Consider the following 18,494-nt stretch of genomic DNA (forward strand, 5'->3'; position numbering starts at 1 on the left):
GCCGCCGGCAGGGCCGGATGTCGGGGCTAGACCTTTTGGTTCCTTTTGGGGCAATTGCCACAGCCGAAGGCTGAACATGCTTTAGCACAGCCCGAAGGGGTGAGCGAAGCGAATCAAAGGGACTCGCCTGTAAGGGGCGAAACCAAAACTAGAGCCGACTGCACAGGCAAACTGTACTACGAACCCTCGCAAGAACACGTGCAACGGCGACCACCGCTTGGTGGGTTACGTGGCGCTCACGCTTCTAGCTGAGCAATTAATCTCAGATCAGCGCCACTAACCCACCCTACCCCCATCCTGCGAAGCCAGCGCAGCGCCTTTACTGCTGCTGCACCTGCAGCAACGGCGCTACATCCACCTGCGCGTGCATCTGCTCGATGCCGCCGCCCCGGCGCATGCCGCGGACGGGGCAGGCATCCAGATAGTCCAGGCCCACAGCCAATTTCAAATGCCGCTCCGGCTTGGCCAGGCAGTTGGTTACGTCAAAGCTGTACCAGGCGCCATCTAGCCAGGCTTCGGCCCAGGCGTGGCTGGCCAGGTGGTCTTCGCTGTCGGTAAACAGATAACCCGACACATAACGCGCGGGAACACCCAGGCTGCGCGCGCAGGCGAGAAAGGCATGGGCGTGGTCCTGGCAGACGCCCCTGCCGCCGGCGAAGGCCTCGCTGGCGCTGGTTTCCACAGCGGTGGTGCCAGGCTGGTAGCTGATGTGCGCATTCAGCGCGTACATCAGGTCGATCAGGCCGCTGCGGTCAGCGCGGCTGTGGCTTTGCAGCTGGACGAACTCGCGCAGGGCGGCATCGGCTTCGGTCAGGCGGGTAAAGCGCAGAAACGGCCAGGCCGACTGGCTTTCGTGCTCGGCTTCGCGCGACTCGTCTATTTCGACCTGGCCACGGGCACCGATGACGATGGACTCGTGCGGTTCATCCAGGGTCAGCACGTGCAGGATGTTGCCGTAGGGGTCGATCTGCGCACGCACCGGGCGCGGCAAACTTAATGCCCAGCTGATTACGTGCTGGCGCTCACTGTCGTGTGGGGTCATGCGCAAATACTGGATGCTGTTGCGTACCTGATCTTCATAGCGATAGGTAGTGTCGTGGCTGATTGACAGTCTCATGCGACCTCCAGGTAGGAGCTTTGGATGGCTTGACCTAACTGGCGAACCAGCAGGATGAAATCGGTGAGCCAGGCGTGCAGGCCCTCGTCGAGCACTTCTTCGATGCTGGTGTAACGCAGCCGTGCTTCCAGTTCGGCGGCCAGGCGCTGGGCTGGGCGGCCGTTGTCGCCGGGCAGGCTGGCGAGCATCAGGTTGAGCTCGTCCATGCAGGCGCGCAGCGAGCGCGGTATGTCGGCGCGCAGCAGCAACAATTCGGAGACTTTGCGCGTATCGGGCGAGCCACGGTAGATCTCGGCAAACGCCTCGAATGACGACAAGGCGCGTAGCAGCGCGGTCCACTGGTAGTAGCTGCGGGCTGGGCGACCGTCGATTTCGTCGATGTCTTCGCCGAGCATTTCATAGCGCGCATCGATCAGGCGCAGGGTGTTATCGGCGCGTTCGATAAAGGTGCCGAGGCGGATAAAACGGTACGGGTCGCCACGCATAATCGTGCCGAAAGTGGCGCCACGGAACAGGTGCGAGCGCTCCTTGACCCACTCACAGAAGCGGCTGATGCCATATCGGCCCAGGCCCTGTTCGGCAATGCCGCGAATCTCCAGCCAGGTGGCGTTGATGTTCTCCCACATGTCGGCGGTGATCCGTCCGCGCACGGCGTGGGCGTTGCTGCGGGCGGCCTGCAGGCAGCAGTAAATGCTCGCCGGATTGCTCGCATCCAAGGCGAAGAAATTCAGCATGCGCTCGGCATCCATCGGGCCATGGCGCGTCAGGTATTCATCCAGGGTGCCGGTAATCAGCAGCGGCAGGGCCAGCTCTTCCAAGCCGTCGCCGCGACCGTCTTGCGGCATCAACGATAGCGAGTAGCTGACATCCAGCATGCGCGCCAGGTTCTCCGCACGCTCTAGGTAGCGCGACATCCAGTACAGGTCAGAGGCCGTTCGACTCAGCATGATGAATCCTCCACGACCCAGGTGTCTTTGGTACCGCCCCCTTGGGACGAATTGACCACCAGCGAGCCTTCGCGCAGCGCCACGCGGGTCAGGCCGCCGGGGACGATGCGGGTTTCCTTGCCCGACAGCACGAACGGACGCAGGTCGATATGCCGCGGTGCAATACCGCGCTCAACAAAGGTCGGGCAGGTCGACAGGCACAGAGTCGGCTGGCGATATAGGCTTCTGGGCGGGCGATCAGCCGCGTGCGGAATTCTGCGATCTCAGCCTTGCTGGCCGCCGGACCCACCAACATGCCGTAGCCGCCGGAACCCTGGGTTTCCTTGACCACCAACTGTTCGAGATTGGCCAGCACGTGGGACAGCTCGGCCGGTTTGCGGCACTGAAAGGTCGGCACGTTTTTTAGGATCGGCTCTTCACTCAGGTAGAAACGGATCATGTCGTCGACATAGGGGTAGACCGATTTATCGTCCGCCACGCCGGTGCCGACGGCATTGGCCAGCACCACGTTGCCGCTGCGGTAACAGGCCAGTAAGCCGGGCACACCGAGCATGGAGCCCGGGTTGAACGCCAGTGGGTCGAGGAAGGCATCGTCGAGGCGGCGGTAGATCACATCCACCTGGACGGCCCCGGAGGTGGTGCGCATAAAGAGCTTGTCGTCGCGCACAAACAGGTCAGCGCCCTCGACCAACTCCACGCCCATCTCACGGGAAAGGAAGGCATGCTCAAAGTACGTGCTGTTAAAGCGCCCCGGCGTCAGCACCACGACATTGGGGTTATCCAGCGGGCTGGAGGATTTAAGCGTATCGAGGAGCAAGTTGGGGTAGTGATCGACCGGCGCCACGCGCTGGGCAGCGAACAGCTCGGGGAACAGACGCATCATCATCTTGCGGTCTTCGAGCATGTAGCTGACGCCGCTGGGGGTGCGCAGGTTGTCTTCCAGCACGTAGTAGCTGCCGTCGCCATCACGCACCAGATCGACCCCGGCGATGTGTGCGTATAGGTCGCGGTGCAGGTTGAGACCCTGCATGGCGATCTGGTAACCCTCGTTGGCCAGCACCTGCTCGGCCGGCACGATGCCAGCCTTGATGATGCGCTGGTCGTGGTAGAGGTCGCCAAGGAACATATTCAGCGCCTGCACGCGCTGGATGCAGCCGCGTTCGACCATGCGCCATTCGCTGGCCGGAATACTGCGCGGGATGATATCGAATGGAATCAGGCGCTCGGTGCCCTGATCATCGCCATACAGGGTGAAGGTGATCCCCGCGCGGTGGAACAGCAGGTCAGCTTCACGGCGGCGCTGGGCCAGCAGTTCCTCCGGGGTGTCCGCCAGCCAACGGGAAAAGGCCTGATAGTGCGGGCGGACTGCACCACTCGCGTCGTACATCTCATCATAAAAGGTGCGGCCCATGCCGTACTCCTTGTCAGCCGGTCATGGAGTCAACACTGCAAAGCCCGCGCCACTAGTTAAATAGCCTAAATTTCAATAGGTTAAATAATGTCTGCGATCATTACGCACCAAGATGAGACGCGTCACTGGCTTGCCCATGACAGGCCGCGCCATTTTATGGCGGCGACCTACAAACCGGCCAAATGCAGCCAGTGACGATAGAAGCCTTCGGCCACGCGATTCAGTTCAGCGATCTTAGCTGGCAGGTCTTCAAGCATCTGCGCCCTGCTCTGCTGGCTTGGCTGGGTGTCATCTAGCAGGTGGTGCCAATCGTCTAGCCATTGGCGCACTAAAGCTTCGTCCATTTCCGGGTGGCCTTGCAGGGCCAGCACTTTATCGCCCCAGGCAAACGCCTGATTGCTGCACCAGGGGCTGCTGAGCAACGGCTGCGCACCGGCCGGGATGGCGAAACTGTCGCCATGCCACTGAAACACCGTAAAGCTGTCGGGTAAGTGCGCCAGCCACGGGCTAGGTGCGGCCTGATCGAGCCGCCTCAGCGGCTGCCAGCCACTTTCGGTATAGGGCATACGCTGAATTTGCGCGCCCAGAGCCTTGGCCAACAACTGGCCGCCCAGGCAGTGACCGATCAGCGGGATATCGCGGCGGATTAAATGCTGCAGCGCCGCCACTTCAGTGGCGATCCAGGGCAGCGGATCATTCACGCTCATCGGCCCGCCCATAATGGCCACGGCTTTGGGGCGGTCAAGGTCGATGCCCTCCAGTTCGCCAAGATCAGCACGCAGCACCGTAAAGGCATGGCCAGCCTGCTCCAGCACCTTGCCGAGGTGGGCCGGTGGGCAGTAATCAACATGGGTAAAAATCAGGATATCGGTCATGGGCCAAGTCTGAAGCAAAGCGCAGGCTGGGGTCGAGGGGCGATTAGTTGAGGCGTGAGTTAGCGAGGTAGAATCGAGTAGGAGGCGGATTCACATCCGCCGTCCTCTCACACCACCGTACGTACGGTTCCGTATACGGCGGTTCAGGTTATGCGGCTAAGCCGGTTGATCGTATCCAGTATTGAGACCAGCCCCAGGCGATCCCATAGCTTCTTCGGCAGCGCCTGATTCATATGCGCCGCTCCCGAGTTCCACCATGGGCCACGGCCATTAGACGCAGACTTGGATGCGCGGGCCTCGCTGAGTCCCAGGCGCATCAGGTTGCGAACCCTCGTTGCGGATTGCTTCCATTGACGCCATACAGCGCAGCGAAGTTTGTGACGCACCCAGCCATCCAGCTCTTCAAGTGGTCGCTTACTCTGGCTCAACTTGAAGTAGCCCGCCCAGCCACGCAGCGCAGGGTTTATTCGCTCGATGACATCCGACATCTTGCGTCCACGCGCTCCGCTTAGAAGCCCTTTGAGCCGGGCACGCAAGCGACTCAAACTCATCGTCGCCACTCTTAGTCTCGGCTGTTGATGCCAGCTCATCCCATAACCCAAATAGTCACAGACCCACGGCCTTGCCACCCGGCTCTTTTCCCGATTCAGCGTCAGTTTCAGACGCCTGCTCAGGAAGCGCTCGACGCTGTTCATCACTCGCTCGCCAGCACGACGGCTACGTACATAAATGTTCGCATCATCGGCATAACGCACGAAGCGATGGCCCCGTCGCTCAAGCTCTCGATCGAGCTCATTGAGCAAAATGTTCGACAGCAACGGCGAGAGCGGGCCGCCTTGCGGCGTCCCCTCTTGTCGCTGGCTGACGATCCCGCCCGACATGACTCCGACTTCGAGGTAGCGACGGATCAGCCTGAGCACGCGTTTGTCCTCGACATAACGCTGCACATGGGCCATCAGGATGTCGTGATTGACTCGGTCAAAGAACTTCTCAAGATCGAGTTCCACGCACCAACGGTGACCCGCCGCCACATGGGCACGGGCTGTTTCAATGGCCTGGTGGGCGCTTCTGTCCGGACGAAAACCGTAGCTGTAGTTCGAGAACAGCGGATCGAAGATCGGCGTGAGCTGTTGCAGCAATGCCTGTTGGATCAGGCGATCCACGACGCTAGGGATACCCAGCTGTCGGGTGCCGCCTTTGGGCTTGGGGATGTCGACGGCGCGAACACCTTGTGGGTGATACTCGCCGGCTAGCAGTCTCGCCTTGAGGGTTGACCAATACTGTTTTACGTAACCCGCCAATTCGTCGACCGTCATGCCATCGGCACCCGGCGCTCCCTTGTTGCTGACTACGCGTTGGTACGCACGCTTGAGGTTGGCCGGTGTAAGCACCCGCTCCATCAGCGTGTCCGGCTCCGCGTTCGTCCACGTCACAGACGACGCCGATGCCTGCGCACTGCCAACCGTCGTCCGCGGATACCGTCCGGAACTTAGGTTCACAGTTCTCCCTCGGAGAATTTTCTGCTTTTCGACATTCGACGAGACTCTGACGCCTACTGGCGGCATAACCTGTTCGGCCCTTGGTGACGCGGTCATTCGTCACTTACTACGGCTTCGGCTGACTTCTGTAGATTCATCCCAGCGCCTCGCGACGCTTGGTAGCCCAGTGGCAAACCTACAGATCTCCCAGGGTAATTCGCGCGACCTTCCTGCTTATGCCTGTCGGATTTACGCCGTAGTGTTCCGTGCAAGTATTGGGCTTTGGCTGTCATTGCGACCTCACCCCACTACGACGCCTCTATCCGCTTCCTGTACGTCAGGCCAGCATTTTGCCTCGGGCTTCCTTCAGATTCGCGGTCACCCGCGACACCCTTGCCTCTGGCTAACACTTCCCCTTGCCGGGTGTGTAGAGGACTTTCACCTCCAAGTCACCAGCGAGGCCACCACAGCCAAGCTGGTTGCGCTTGCGCGCAACGCGCCATGCCTGGCGCACAATGACACCGGCCAGCGTATGGCTGGCCGGTGTATGGCGCTCAGGGCTGTCTGACCTCCTGGGTTACGCCCCAACCATCCAGCTTACCGCCAAGGGGGATGACGACTGACCCAAGGTCATGTTCAAAGTCATCAATCCCGTAGCAGGTGGCAAACATCACTTTACTGACTTGCAGGTGCCAAACGCCGTCATCGCGTTCGGTCACCAAGGCGTGTAACGACTCACCACGGAATTTACGGGTGGCCTGGCGGGCTCGCGCCTCATCCGGAAAAAGGGCATAGAACTCGATGGGATGGAAGCTGGCAAAGTCAAAGCCACCTTCCTTCATCCGCCGTAGAACCCCATTGCTAACATCGTCGTGCAAGGCTGTGCTCATGAAGTGAACTCCTCAGGCGATGGATAAATTTACAGGACGCTAAAGAACCAACTCGATGTCGATACTGCAGTGCGAGAACCTGTTAAACGCTTTCCCATTGCTACCGCTTGAGCTTCAGCGATGTCGCGGCACCAGTGGCAGTGCCGCCCGAGAATCAAGCGATCACGCTGCTTGATAGGTCATAAGCCAGACCTGAAACCAGGGCTGGTCAACGCTGGCTTGTTCAGGGCGAACAAGTCAGAAGCGTTAGTTGCAGACTAGCCCTATCGTGCGGCGTTTGCCCAGCTAAAAATACGCCTACCTGTTCAGTCCCGGCTTAGCCAAGCCATGATGCGCCGCGTCAGCAAGGCCGGTGTTAGCTGGCCGGAGCCGTACAGCAGCTTGAACTGCAGGCTGATCGGCCGGTGTACGTTATTGCTCTGCGCCTGCGCCCAGGCCGCCTGCGCCACAGCGTGCGCCTCAAGCTTAACGCCCAGGCGGCGCAGCACCGGTGCCTGGAAGCGCTGATTATTGAGCATCGGCGTGCTGACAAAGGGCGGCATCAGGTCGCCAACGCGAATGTCGTACTTGGCCCACTCCAGCTCCAGCGCCTCGGTCAGGCCGCGAATGGCGAACTTGGACGCCGAATAACTGGCCAGGTGCGGCACGCCATACAGCCCGGAAGCCGAGCCCATGTTGATTACCTGGGCCTGCGGTGTGGCTTGCAGGTAAGGGAACGCCGCATGCGTCATGTTCAGCGTGCCCTGCACGTTAATCTGCAAGATGCGCGCATGCTCGGCCAGTTCAATTTCCTCGAAATGGCCACACTGCAAAACCCCAGCGCTGTTAAACAGCAGGCGCAGTTGTCCTCCGTGCAACGCGCAAAAGTCCGCCAAGGCGACCTTGACCGCCGCGGCATCCGTCACATCCAGTTCAGCATGCCAAACGTTACCCAACTCGGCGGCGAGCGTGGCCAGCGCCTGATGGTTGATGTCGAGCAGGCCCACTTGCCAGCCCTGCTGGTGAAACAAGCGCGCGGTGGCAGCGCCGATGCCCGACGCCGCACCTGTAATCAGAATGTTGTGCATCAGCAACCTCGCGCTCGCAAAAAGCTCACCACTTCGGCCAGGGCGAAATCGGCCGCTTTGAGCATGCCGGCGTGGGCCTGAAACACATGCCACAGCCCCGGATAGCGCTGCAGGCACACATCCACCCCTGCGGCCTTGGCCTTGTCGGCAAAGCGCAGGCTGTCGTTGCGCAGAATTTCGTCTTCGCCCACCTGAATCAGCACCGGTGGCAGGCCATGTAGATCGGCAAACTGCGGCGACAGGCCAGGATCGTCATGCGCCACATCGGCCGGGCAATAAAGCGCCAGCGCTTGCTCGATCCACTTGGGGTGGATCAACGGATCACCCGCCGGCGGCTCATGCAACTGGGTGCCAGTAAAGTCAGTGACCGGGGAGAAACACAGCAGTGCCGCCGGTTGCGGCAAGCCCAGGTCGCGCAGGCGCAGGCTGGTGATCAAGCTCAGGTTGCCGCCGGCTGAGTCGCCGCCGATAACGATTTGCGCGGGCGCGTAACCCAGATCAATCAGCGCTTGAAACGCCGCCAGGGCATCATCGCGGGCGGCCGGGTATGGATGCTCGGGTGCCAGGCGGTAATCCAGCGCGCACACCTCCATCTGCCCGAGCCTGGCCAGGTTGGAACAAATCGCCCGGTGGGTATTCGCACCGCCGATCAGATAAGCACCGCCATGCAGGTAGAGCAGCACCATGCCACGGCCACTCTGCGGCTTGTGCCACTCGCACGTTCGCCCGCCCAGGGTGCCAGCACTGCGGGTGATGCCGCGCGGCGTCGGGCTGAACGCAGTGAGCACACGCAGCACCGTACGTTGACCGGCAATTGGCATGGGTGGGCGTACCAAACCACGGAACAACAGGCGCAGGCTGTTGCGTAACACGCTGCGCAAGAACGCCTGATCGGCCGCTGGCGCGGTGAACTCAGCGGGTGAGGTCATAGTCGTTTAACTCCGGTGCGCGGGTCTGCTGGCGATAGGTAAAGGTGTAGCCCGGCCAGTTGTTGGTGCTTTTGCCGGAGGCGGTTTTGTACCAGCTTGAGCAGCCCTGCTCCCATATCGTGCGATGCGAGCTGGCCTGGATCTGCTGGTTGTAGTGCTGCTGCACCGCTGCTTTCACATCCAAATAGCGCACGTCCTGCTGGCGCAGCACATCGATGCAACCGAGCACGTAACGGAACTGGCTTTCCAGCATGTAGATGATCGAGTTGTGCCCCAGGTTGGTATTGGGCCCGTAAAGGATAAACAGGTTGGGAAAACCGCTGACGCTGATGCCCTTGTAGGCCTCGGCGCCGGCCTGCCAGGCCTGGTTTAGCTCCAGCCCATCGAGCCCGGTAATCTGCATCGGCGCGAGAAAATCCGTGGCGGCAAAGCCGGTGCCGTAGATCAGCACATCGCAAGGGTGTTCGCGGCCATCGGCGGTGATAATCGCCGTTTCGCTGACGCGGCTGATCGCCTCGCTGATGACCGTCACATTGGGCTTTGCCAGTGCTGGGAAGTAATCATTGCTGATCAGGATGCGCTTACAGCCCATGGGGTAATCCGGCTGCAACTGCGCACGCAACTGCGGGTCACTGATCTGCTTGTTTAAATGCCGGTCAAAGGTGAAGCGCATCAGCTTCATCAGCCACGGCAGGCTGATAAACGCCAGGCCGCGCATCTCATATTGCAGATACTTGAGGCCACGATCGATGCGCTGCAGCCAGGGCAGCCTGCGCATCAGCGCCAACTCCCAGGGTTTGTAGGCGCGGTCGGGCTTAGCCAGCACATAAGCCGGCGAGCGTTGGAACAGCTTGAGTTCGGCCACCTTAGGCTGGATCTGCGGGACAAACTGGATCGCCGAGGCACCGGTGCCGATCACCGCCACACGCTTGCCGGTCAGGTCCAGGTCATGCCGCCAGCGCGCTGAGTGAAAGGCCTCGCCGCTAAACTGCTCAATCCCCGGCAGCGCCGGATAGGCCGGCTGATTGAGCTGGCCACAGGCGCTAATCAGCACCTCGGCGCAAAGCTCGTCACCATCACTCAGGGTCACTCGCCACAGCGCCGCAGCCGCATCGAACGCTGCCGAGGCCACTTCGGCATTGCAGCGAATGCGCGAGCGCAGCTGATATGTGGCCACGCAGTGCAGCATGTACGCGTGAATTTCCGCCTGGGGTGCGAACTTGCGGCTCCAGTCGGTTTTCGGCTCAAAAGAAAACGAGTACAGGTGTGACGGCACATCGCACGCCGCACCGGGGTAGCTGTTGTCGCGCCAGGTGCCGCCGATTTCTGCGGCTTTTTCCAGCAGCAGAAAATCCTCGATACCGGCCTTCTGCAACTGGATGGCCATGCCCAGGCCACCAAAGCCGCTGCCGATAATCAGCACGCGCAAGGGGGCCGGACGTTGGGTGTTGTTGTGCATTGTTATTCCCCAATCGCTTTCAGTAGCGGTAACCGGATGCTACTTGCCTGCCGCCTGATCAGTTATGGCATAGTCGGCCAATCGATTGTGACTTTCGGACAAGCCACCGGACAACTGCATGTCAGCCGCCTCCTACACCCTGCCCAAACGCAGCATCACCAGCGCACAACTGCTGACCCAGCTAGGCCTCGACCATGGCCTGAGTGTCGAGCGCTGCCTGCTCAATACCGGCCTCAGCCCTTTGCAACTGGCCGAACTGCACAGCGAAATCGAAGGCGCGCAGGAACTGCAACTGATCCGCAACCTGATCGACGCCCTGCCCGGCCAGGATGACCTGGGCCTGCAGGCTGGCTTGCGCTATCAGCTGACCACCTACGGTATCTGGGGTTACGCCCTGCTCAGCAGCCAGACCTTCCGCCAGGCGGCTGAACTAGGCCTGCGTTATCTGGACCTGACCTTTGCCTTTAACCGCATCACCTTGCGCGAAGATGCCAGCCAGGCGCACCTGGAGCTGGATGGCAGCCATTTACCGGATCAGGTGCGCGACTTCCTCCTGCTGCGCGACGCCGTCGCGGTGATGGTGATTCAACGCGAGCTGACCGGCGCCAAGGTGCCCCTGAGCAGCGTGCAACTGAGCCTGCCTACACCGGCCGATCCGACGCGTTTTACGGAACAATTCGGTCTGTTGCCGGAATTTGCCTGCGCACAGAATCGCATCAGTTTCCCTCGCTACCTGCTCGACCTGCCCCTGCCCCGCGCCAATCCGCACAGCGCGCAACTCTGCGAGCTGCAGTGCCAGGCCCTGCTGGCCAAACGTCAGGTGCGTAGCGGCCTGGCCGGGCAGATTCGCGATCGTTTGCTGAGCACACCAGGCCGGCTGGCCGATATGGAAGTGATCGCCAGTGAGCTGAATATCAGCAGCAGCACCTTGCGCCGCCGCCTAGAAGAACAAGGCAGCAGTTTTCGCCAGTTGCAGGAGGAAGTGCGCCAGGCCCTGGCCGAAGAGTTACTGGCCATAGCAAGCCTGAGCCAAGAGGAGATTGCCGAACGCCTTGGCTACAGCGAGGTGTCGAACTTTCTGCACGCCTTCAAACGCTGGAAAGGCCTGACACCCGGGCAATATCGGCAGACACTGGGCTCAAGCGCATAAACCCCTTAAACGCGCCTAAATAACCCTGCACAGATGGCACCACTCACGTGAGGGCTGACCGATGTTCTACCGCTACTACGAGAGCCCTATCGGCCGCCTGCTACTGGCCGCTGATGAAAGCGGCTTGCAGCAGCTGCTGATGGATATCGACAGCAAGCCCTGGCGTATTGCTGAAAATTGGCGCAGCGCCACCGATGAACTGGATGAGGTGTGCAAGCAACTGGATGAGTACTTCGCCGGGAGCCGGCAGCGCTTCGAACTGCGCTTAGCGCCGCAAGGCACGGCCTTTCAGCTCGCCGTGTGGCAGGCGCTGCTGCGTATTCCCTTCGGGCAGACCAGCAGTTATAGCGCCCTCGCCACCGAGATCGCGCGGCCCACAGCAGTCCGCGCGGTGGGTGCTGCCAATGGCGCTAACCCGATTGCCATCATCATTCCCTGCCACCGGGTAATCGGCCGCGACGGCAGCCTCACAGGCTATGCCGGTGGTTTGCCGCGCAAGGCACTGTTGCTCAAACTGGAAGGCGCGCAGCTACCGGAACAAAGGCTGCTGAGTATTTAACGCACGATAATTCAGGGCTGAATACGCGCCAGCACACGCGCCGGAGCCTGTAGCGGCAAGGCCAGAATCAGCCCCTCGCCAGACGCCGGATAGATGCCGGTCAAGGCCGTAATATTGACTTGATGGGAGACCAGCACCATCGGCGCGCCACGGGCTTGCGCATTGACCTGTTCGATCAGTGCAGCCGTTTGCTCTCGGGCAGTGGTGGGGGTTTGAAAGAACGAATCCAGGGCGGGCAACGCTTGGACTGCAGCAATACCCATTTCCCGAGCCGTATCCTGAGCGCGGCACCAGCGACTGCTGAGCAGACGCGGTTTAATCCACTGACGTTGCAGCAATTGCCCCCAGCGCTGCGCCTGCTCGCGGCCGGCCTGATTGAGGTTGCGTTGAGTGCGGCAGTCAGCCAACTGAAAATTCGCTGGATCACCGGTGCGGGCGCGGTGGCGTGGCGCATCAGCAAAACGGCGCGGCCTTCACGCAGCGCCGTCCAGGCGTGCTCATCGTCGGCCAGGGCGACGCCGCTCAACAGGCACAACGCCAACAGCCACGCACCAGACCGCCACTGCATTAGAACTTGACCGTACCACGCGGCCCCATCAACGCCCAGATTATCAGGCCGAGCACCGGTAGCAAGACGATCAACAATATCCACAACACCTTGATGCCCGTTTCGGCGTTGCTTTTGATCACGCTGAGAATCGCCCAGATATCCAGCGCCAGAATGACCAGCCCCAGTAAACCGTTAAACATTGAACCCATAGAGTGTTGCTCCTATGCGAAGGGATCGCTTACCTAGGATAGACGCTCGGCAGAAGAGTTCAGCTGTTCGACTTATTAGCAGTCATCCAGGCCGGCAAACGCAGCGGCGAAATCACCCACTACCGGGCTAAAAACGGGCACCTGGGCGCTGTCGAACAGGCGCAACACGGCGAAACGCGGATGCTCGCCAGCATCAAACCAGTGCGCAGTACCGGCGGGGAGTTGCACCAGGTCGCCCTTCTCGCACAGCAGGCCGTAGACATACTCACCGATATGCAGCGCCAGCAGGCCACGACCCGCCAAGTAATAGTGCAGGTGAGCGGGCTGGCAGGCCTGCTCCTGTCTCAGCGCGCGGGCCAACTCGCTGCCCTCACCGCGCTCATCACACAGGCTCAGGATCTCGGCACTGGCATAGCCATGCGCAGTCAGCAGCTGATCGATCTGCACGCGATTGGCCGCCATCAGTTCAGCGCTGGCCGTACCGGCAATCACCGGCTGCTGCAAAGGCACTTGGCTGAACTGCACGCCGACAGCGGCCAGGGTACTGGCAATGTCTTCGGCATGGCTCAGCAGCTTGTTCGGATGCGCGGGTGCGGACTGGTGGTAGACGGTCAGGCAGCTCATGGGCAGGGCTCTCGTACGATCAGAAAGGGCTCAATTCAAGCCTTGGAATTCAGTAAATAGGGTTACGGACGCTCATCACGCATGAAGCGCGCGGTGATCACAGCGGCGCACAGGGCAATCAGGCTGGCGATGGCAAAGGTCCAGGCCGCACCCAGGCTGTGCCAGCTGTAGCCGGAATACAGTGCGCCCAGTGCGCCGCCGACGCCCGCCAGCGCGGCATAAAGCGCCTGGCCCTGGCCTTGCTGGCGATCGGCAAAGCTGCGCTGAACAAAATGCATGGCCGCCGCATGAAACGCACCAAAAGTCGCAGCGTGCATCAATTGGGCGAACAGCAGCACCGGCAGATGCCCGGCCAGATTACCCAACAGCAGCCAGCGCAGCGCGGTAATCAGAAAACTCGCCAGCAGCACGGTACGTATTGAATAGCGCGCCAGCAACCGGGCCATGACCATAAACAACACAATTTCGGCCAACACGCCCAGCGCCCACAGTTGGCCAATCACCCCGCGCGAGTAACCCAGCGCTTCCAGGTGAAGGCTGAGGAAGGTGTAGTACGGGCCGTTGCTCAGCTGCATCAAGCCGGCGCTGATGTAGAAGGCGAGAATCCCCGGTCGCCTTAGCTGCTGCAGGAAGCCGCCTTGATCCTGAGTATTGGGCCGCATCTGTGGCTGCGCATTGGGCACCCACCAACTGCTCAGTACGATGCCAGCCATGATCAGAATCAGCGCCCAGGGGTAGGCGTCCAAACTGAGCAGCTCGAAAAGTTTGCCCAGGCCCACCACCGCGACAATAAAGCCGATGCTGCCCCACAGGCGAATCTGGCTGTAACGCGCAGCCTGCTCTTTGAGGTGGGCAAAGGTGATGACCTCAAACTGCGGCAGCACCGCATGCCAGAAGAACGCATGCAGCGCCATGATCAACGCCAGCCAGGCATAGCTCTGGCTGATAAAGATGCCGGCAAAACACAGCAGCGTGCAGAGTGCGCCAAAACGCACGATGGCCAGGCGCCGGCCCGTGTAGTCACCCAGCCAGCCCCAGATATTCGGCGCGATGCAGCGCATCAGCATGGGAATGGCGATCAGCTCGCCAATTCGCGCGGCGGAAAAACCCAGGTGGTCGAAATACAACGCGAGAAACGGCGCGGTGGCGCCGAGCAGCGAGAAATAAAAAAAGTAGAACCCGGACAGGCGCCAGTAAGGCAATGCGCTGCTCATGAACTAGCCGTAGCTTGGGTTGAGCAGAGCGATACCCAGGGCCGCAATGTTGGCTATCGCTGCGCTCAAGCCAACCTAGGCGGCTGATCACAGCTGTGGTAGCACCGGCGTGCTGACCTGCACATCAGCATTCTGCCCACGATGACGCAGCAAGTGGTCCATCAGCACGATGGCCATCATCGCCTCAGCGATGGGTGTGGCGCGGATGCCCACGCAGGGGTCATGACGGCCCTTGGTGATGATATCCACCGGGTTGCCATCAACATCAATCGAGCGGCCTGGTGTGGTGATGCTCGATGTTGGCTTGAGCGCCAGGTGCGCGACAATCGGCTGACCACTGGAAAGCCCACCCAGAATGCCGCCAGCGTTGTTGGAGAGGAAACCCTCCGGCGTCAGCTCATCGCGGTGTTCGGTGCCGCGCTGCGCCACGCTGGCAAATCCGGCGCCGATCTCCACGCCCTTGACCGCGTTGATGCTCATCAGCGCATGGGCCAGTTCGGCGTCCAGACGGTCGAAAATTGGCTCGCCCAGGCCGGGCATTACGCCTTCGGCGACCACGGTGATCTTCGCCCCAATCGAGTCCTGATCACGGCGTAGCTGGTCCATATAGGCTTCCAGCTCCGGCACTTTGTCAGGATCAGGGCAGAAAAAGGCGTTCTGCTCGACGCTGTCCCACGTTTTGAACGGGATTTCGATTGGCCCCAGCTGGCTCATATAGCCGCGGATCACAATGCCCTGGGTGGCCAGGTATTTTTTGGCGATGGCGCCGGCGGCCACGCGCATGGCAGTCTCGCGCGCAGAGCTGCGACCGCCGCCGCGATAATCACGGATGCCGTACTTATGGTGATAGGTGTAATCGGCATGCGCCGGGCGGAAGGAATCCTTGATCGCCGAGTAGTCCTTGGACTTCTGGTCGGTATTGCGGATCAGCAGGCCGATCGAGCAACCGGTGGTTTTGCCCTCAAACACCCCGGCGAGGATCTCCACTTCGTCGTCTTCCTGACGCTGGGTGGTGTGGCGGCTGGTGCCCGGTTTGCGTCGATCAAGATCGCGCTGCAGGTCTTCCAGGCTAATTTCCAGCCCCGGCGGGCAGCCATCGACAATGGCGACCAACGCCGGGCCATGGCTTTCGCCAGCGGTGGTGACAGTGAACAGCTTGCCGTAGGTATTGCCGGACATGTGCAAAACGCTCCGCGAAAATCAGCTCAGAGCCTACGCCAACTCGCGCAGCGCCCACTTGAATAAAGGCGGCGAGTATACCCGTGGCGTTCGCACAGTTCATCCTCGAACCTTCAGCGCGTATAACCGTCCAACAGTTCCCCCTCTGGCAGTTGTTATCCATGTTGCGAGCGCTTCTATTGACCCTTTGCCTACTCCCGCCTCTGGCTCAAGCCGCTGCCAACAGCGCTTCACACAGCAGCGTGCAGCAACCGCTGCACCTGAAAACAGCCGAGGGCACACTGCACGGCACCTTGCTCACGCCAAGCGGCGCCACACCCGTGACGGTGGCGTTGCTGATCGCCGGTTCCGGCCCCACCGACCGTGACGGCAACAACCCCGAAGGCGGCCAGAGCGACAGCCTCAAGCGCCTGGCGCAGAGCCTGGCTAAACAAGGCATCGCCAGCCTGCGCTACGACAAGCGCGGCGTGGCCGCCAGCCGCGCCGCGACGCCCGATGAGCGCGACCTCAGTGTCGAACGTTATGTCAGCGATGCAGTGGCCTGGGCGCAGCTGCTCAAAGCCAACCCGGCATTTAACCGGCTGATTCTGATCGGTCATAGCGAAGGCGCGCTGATTGCCAGCCTGGCCGCCGAACAAGCCCACGCCGAAGCCCTCGTAGCAATCGCCGGCAGTTCGCGCCCGATTGACCAACTGTTGCGTGAGCAACTGGCAGCGCGCCTTCCGCCGCCGCTACTCGCACAAAGCAATCAATTGCTAGACAACCTACTGGCCGGACAACTCACCCCACAGGTACCCAAGCAGTTGCAGGTGCTGTTTCGCCCCAGCGTGCAGCCTTACTTGATCTCGCTGCTGCAACAGAACCCCGGCCAGGCCTTTGCTCGCCTGCAAATTCCCGCACTGATCGTGCAAGGCAGCCATGACATTCAAGTCAGCGTCGCCGATGCCCACGCCCTGCAAGCAGCCAAACCCGATGCTGAACTGCTGATCATCCCCGGGATGAACCATATGCTGCGCATCAGCGCGCTGGATTTACCCGCGCAACTGGCGAGTTATAACAATCCTCGCTTACCCTTGGCGCACGGGCTGGGCGAACAGATCGCCCGGTTTATTCAGCGCAGCGGCACAATGCCAGCCTCTAGTTAGCCGACTAACGGCCGATAGCGCACAGACAGGCGCCAACTGTTTCGGCGTCGCGTACAGGACCGCTGTTTATGACCACCAGCCCCGCGCCGCAAACGGACACCGACGCAGCCTCTGAAGAAGTCGCCAAGCCCGCTCACCCCTGGGCAGAGCTGGCGCCTGAGCACTTTCTGTTATTACGCCTGGCCCCCTTGCCCACCGACCGCCACACCGGCGCGCGGCCGCTGCGTTTTATCCAGCTGGGCCGCGTCGAGCGCCAGAGTAAGCAGCAAAGCCTGCTGCGCTTGACCCTGCAACTGCCCGGGCAACGGGTGCGCCCGGAACAGAACATCCTCGACGTTTGGGCGGACCATGAGCAACGGATAGTGCGCTTTGGCCCGGACAAAGGTCTTAGCGTAGAGCCTGAAAACCGTGGCCTGGGGCGGTTTCTGCTGGCACAGGGGATTGCCTGGGCGCGGCAGCACTTCGCCCATTACCAGGTGGAAAGCACCCCGCTGCCGAGCCAGAGCGCCTTCAGTGATGAAGCCCGCGCCCGCCGCGACCATTGCCTCAAGGCCCAGGGCTTTACTGTCGAGTACCTCGACCCGTTAAACATCAAGGCACAGTGCAACGCACCACGGGTCAGCTCGCTGCATAGCGACTGGCAATCGGAAAAAGTGCAAATCATCAAGTTACTGGACGCCGCCGGCATGCTGCAGCAAGCCGATCAGAGCCTGCACGAGCTGGATGTGAAGGTGCGCAAACTGACCGAGCGCATCGAGCTGTTCAAGCGCGAAGACGGCAGTTTACGTTTCACCATCACCTGCCTGGTGGCCTTCTGCATGTTTCAGGCGGGGTTGCTGATTTGGATGGCGACACGCTAGCGAATGGCGCGGGCCTGGCGATATTGCCCCGGCGCCACGCCGTAGGCCTGTTTAAACTGACGGTTTAGGTGGCTCTGGTCAGCAAAGCCCAATTGCATCGCCACATTCAGCGGCGCGCAGCCATCCCTCAACAGCGCGCGCGCCTGCTCCAGCCGGCGCTGCATCAGCCAGCTGTGCGGCGGCAGGCCCGTGGCACGGCGAAACACCCGGGCGAAATGAAACGGTGATAAGCCCACGGCCTGCGCCAATTGCTCCAGCGACGGCGGCGCCGCCAACTGACTGGCCAGTAACTCTTTGGCCCGCGCCACAGCCTGTGGCTCATGGCCAGGCGTAAGGCCCGCGGGAATACGCCCATGACGTTGAAACAACAGCAAAATCGCCTCACGCCAGGCGCTCTGCTGCTGCAAAGCGCTGGCCGGGCTGTCCAGTAGACGATGCAAGTCGGCAAACGTCTGCCCCAGCAGCGCATCATGCAACACGCTTGCGGCAAAACTGGGTAGATCGCCGCGCTCCAGCTCCAACTCTGCCAGCACCTCACGCACCTGCCCAACCTCGGGGTAGAACGCGCGGTATTGCCAGCCCTGATCATGCGCTTTTGAACAGGAATGCAGCTCGTCCGGGTTAATCAGGATCATGCTGCCGGCCGGCGCTATATGCTCACTACCGCGATGTTGAAACCGATGAGCACCCTGCTCGATTACGGCAAACACAAACCCTTCGTGCACATGGGGCGAAAAGCGCTGCTCAATAAAGTGCGCGTGCAGCAACTCCACGCCGGCCAACTCGCGTGATTGCCAAAACCGTGTTTGCTCGATGCCCGCCTGTGCCATC

General features: G+C 61.1%; 17 protein-coding genes and 2 pseudogenes. 4 read left to right on the forward strand and 15 right to left on the reverse strand.

The features are described 5' to 3' along the window. Window positions 1-319: 319 nt before the first annotated feature. From ACEPAJ_RS13075 to ACEPAJ_RS13115, 9 genes and pseudogenes are all read right to left on the reverse strand, one after another. Window positions 320-1,117 (reverse strand): transglutaminase family protein, encoded by a 798-nt coding sequence (locus tag ACEPAJ_RS13075; protein WP_425915226.1) that lies wholly within the window; start codon window positions 1,115-1,117, stop codon window positions 320-322. Next, on the reverse strand, window positions 1,114-2,064 hold the full coding sequence (locus ACEPAJ_RS13080) for an alpha-E domain-containing protein (RefSeq protein WP_322948630.1): 951 nt from the start codon (window positions 2,062-2,064) through the stop codon (window positions 1,114-1,116). The genes ACEPAJ_RS13075 and ACEPAJ_RS13080 overlap by 4 nt, the downstream gene beginning before the upstream one ends. Next, window positions 2,058-3,232, reverse strand: a pseudogene (locus tag ACEPAJ_RS13085) (circularly permuted type 2 ATP-grasp protein). The gene ACEPAJ_RS13080 and the pseudogene ACEPAJ_RS13085 overlap by 7 nt, the downstream one beginning before the upstream one ends. A gap of 410 nt (window positions 3,233-3,642) precedes the next feature. Further along, window positions 3,643-4,350, reverse strand: a complete 708-nt coding sequence (locus ACEPAJ_RS13090) for a type 1 glutamine amidotransferase (RefSeq protein ID WP_274086481.1) — start codon at window positions 4,348-4,350, stop codon at window positions 3,643-3,645. 143 nt (window positions 4,351-4,493) lie between these two features. After that, on the reverse strand, window positions 4,494-5,915 hold the full coding sequence (ltrA, locus tag ACEPAJ_RS13095; RefSeq protein WP_425913153.1) for a group II intron reverse transcriptase/maturase: 1,422 nt from the start codon (window positions 5,913-5,915) through the stop codon (window positions 4,494-4,496). A 467-nt stretch (window positions 5,916-6,382) separates the two neighbouring features. Then, the gene (locus ACEPAJ_RS13100; RefSeq protein WP_090242544.1) at window positions 6,383-6,718 is read right to left on the reverse strand and encodes a ribonuclease E inhibitor RraB; all 336 of its coding nucleotides are present in this window, start codon (window positions 6,716-6,718) and stop codon (window positions 6,383-6,385) included. A gap of 305 nt (window positions 6,719-7,023) precedes the next feature. Next, a complete protein-coding gene (locus ACEPAJ_RS13105) occupies window positions 7,024-7,785 on the reverse strand; it encodes an SDR family oxidoreductase (protein ID WP_425915229.1) in 762 nt (253 codons plus the stop codon). After that, the gene (locus ACEPAJ_RS13110) at window positions 7,785-8,714 is read right to left on the reverse strand and encodes an alpha/beta hydrolase (protein ID WP_425915231.1); all 930 of its coding nucleotides are present in this window, start codon (window positions 8,712-8,714) and stop codon (window positions 7,785-7,787) included. The genes ACEPAJ_RS13105 and ACEPAJ_RS13110 overlap by 1 nt, the downstream gene beginning before the upstream one ends. Continuing rightward, a complete protein-coding gene (locus ACEPAJ_RS13115) occupies window positions 8,698-10,173 on the reverse strand; it encodes a flavin-containing monooxygenase (protein WP_425915233.1) in 1,476 nt (491 codons plus the stop codon). The genes ACEPAJ_RS13110 and ACEPAJ_RS13115 overlap by 17 nt, the downstream gene beginning before the upstream one ends. A 118-nt stretch (window positions 10,174-10,291) precedes the next feature. Here ACEPAJ_RS13115 and ACEPAJ_RS13120 point away from each other — a divergent pair, with 118 nt between their 5' ends. Beyond that, the gene (locus ACEPAJ_RS13120; RefSeq protein ID WP_425915235.1) at window positions 10,292-11,323 is read left to right on the forward strand and encodes an AraC family transcriptional regulator; all 1,032 of its coding nucleotides are present in this window, start codon (window positions 10,292-10,294) and stop codon (window positions 11,321-11,323) included. 61 nt (window positions 11,324-11,384) lie between these two features. Further along, window positions 11,385-11,882, forward strand: coding sequence for a methylated-DNA--[protein]-cysteine S-methyltransferase (locus ACEPAJ_RS13125; protein ID WP_425915237.1), 498 nt, complete (start codon window positions 11,385-11,387; stop codon window positions 11,880-11,882). 11 nt (window positions 11,883-11,893) lie between these two features. Here ACEPAJ_RS13125 and ACEPAJ_RS13130 read toward each other — a convergent pair. The 5 genes and pseudogenes from ACEPAJ_RS13130 to aroC form a co-directional block, all read right to left on the reverse strand. Further along, window positions 11,894-12,450, reverse strand: a pseudogene (locus tag ACEPAJ_RS13130) (histidine phosphatase family protein). Further along, window positions 12,450-12,641 carry a PLDc N-terminal domain-containing protein gene (locus tag ACEPAJ_RS13135; RefSeq protein WP_090242558.1) on the reverse strand — a complete coding sequence of 64 codons (192 nt, stop codon included), beginning with the start codon at window positions 12,639-12,641 and terminating at the stop codon, window positions 12,450-12,452. The pseudogene ACEPAJ_RS13130 and the gene ACEPAJ_RS13135 overlap by 1 nt, the downstream one beginning before the upstream one ends. Window positions 12,642-12,716: 75 nt before the next feature. Next, window positions 12,717-13,265, reverse strand: coding sequence for an acireductone dioxygenase (locus ACEPAJ_RS13140; protein WP_425915239.1), 549 nt, complete (start codon window positions 13,263-13,265; stop codon window positions 12,717-12,719). 62 nt (window positions 13,266-13,327) lie between these two features. Next, window positions 13,328-14,479 carry an MFS transporter gene (locus ACEPAJ_RS13145; protein ID WP_425915241.1) on the reverse strand — a complete coding sequence of 384 codons (1,152 nt, stop codon included), beginning with the start codon at window positions 14,477-14,479 and terminating at the stop codon, window positions 13,328-13,330. 87 nt (window positions 14,480-14,566) lie between these two features. Next, complete coding sequence (gene aroC, locus ACEPAJ_RS13150; RefSeq protein WP_425915243.1) at window positions 14,567-15,658, reverse strand: chorismate synthase; 1,092 nt, start codon at window positions 15,656-15,658, stop codon at window positions 14,567-14,569. Window positions 15,659-15,819: 161 nt separating this feature from the next. Between aroC and ACEPAJ_RS13155 the strand changes: the two genes are divergently transcribed. Further along, window positions 15,820-16,803, forward strand: coding sequence for an alpha/beta hydrolase (locus ACEPAJ_RS13155; protein WP_425915245.1), 984 nt, complete (start codon window positions 15,820-15,822; stop codon window positions 16,801-16,803). A 68-nt stretch (window positions 16,804-16,871) separates the two neighbouring features. Continuing rightward, a complete protein-coding gene (locus ACEPAJ_RS13160; RefSeq protein WP_425915247.1) occupies window positions 16,872-17,663 on the forward strand; it encodes a hypothetical protein in 792 nt (263 codons plus the stop codon). Here the strand turns inward: ACEPAJ_RS13160 and ACEPAJ_RS13165 are convergent. Beyond that, on the reverse strand, window positions 17,660-18,493 hold the full coding sequence (locus tag ACEPAJ_RS13165; RefSeq protein WP_425915249.1) for an AraC family transcriptional regulator: 834 nt from the start codon (window positions 18,491-18,493) through the stop codon (window positions 17,660-17,662). The genes ACEPAJ_RS13160 and ACEPAJ_RS13165 overlap by 4 nt on opposite strands. Between the last annotated feature and the right edge of the window lies 1 nt (window position 18,494).

This window comes from Pseudomonas sp. GWSMS-1 (assembly GCF_049847425.1).
In the GTDB taxonomy this organism is placed as follows: Bacteria; Pseudomonadota; Gammaproteobacteria; order Pseudomonadales; family Pseudomonadaceae; genus Aquipseudomonas.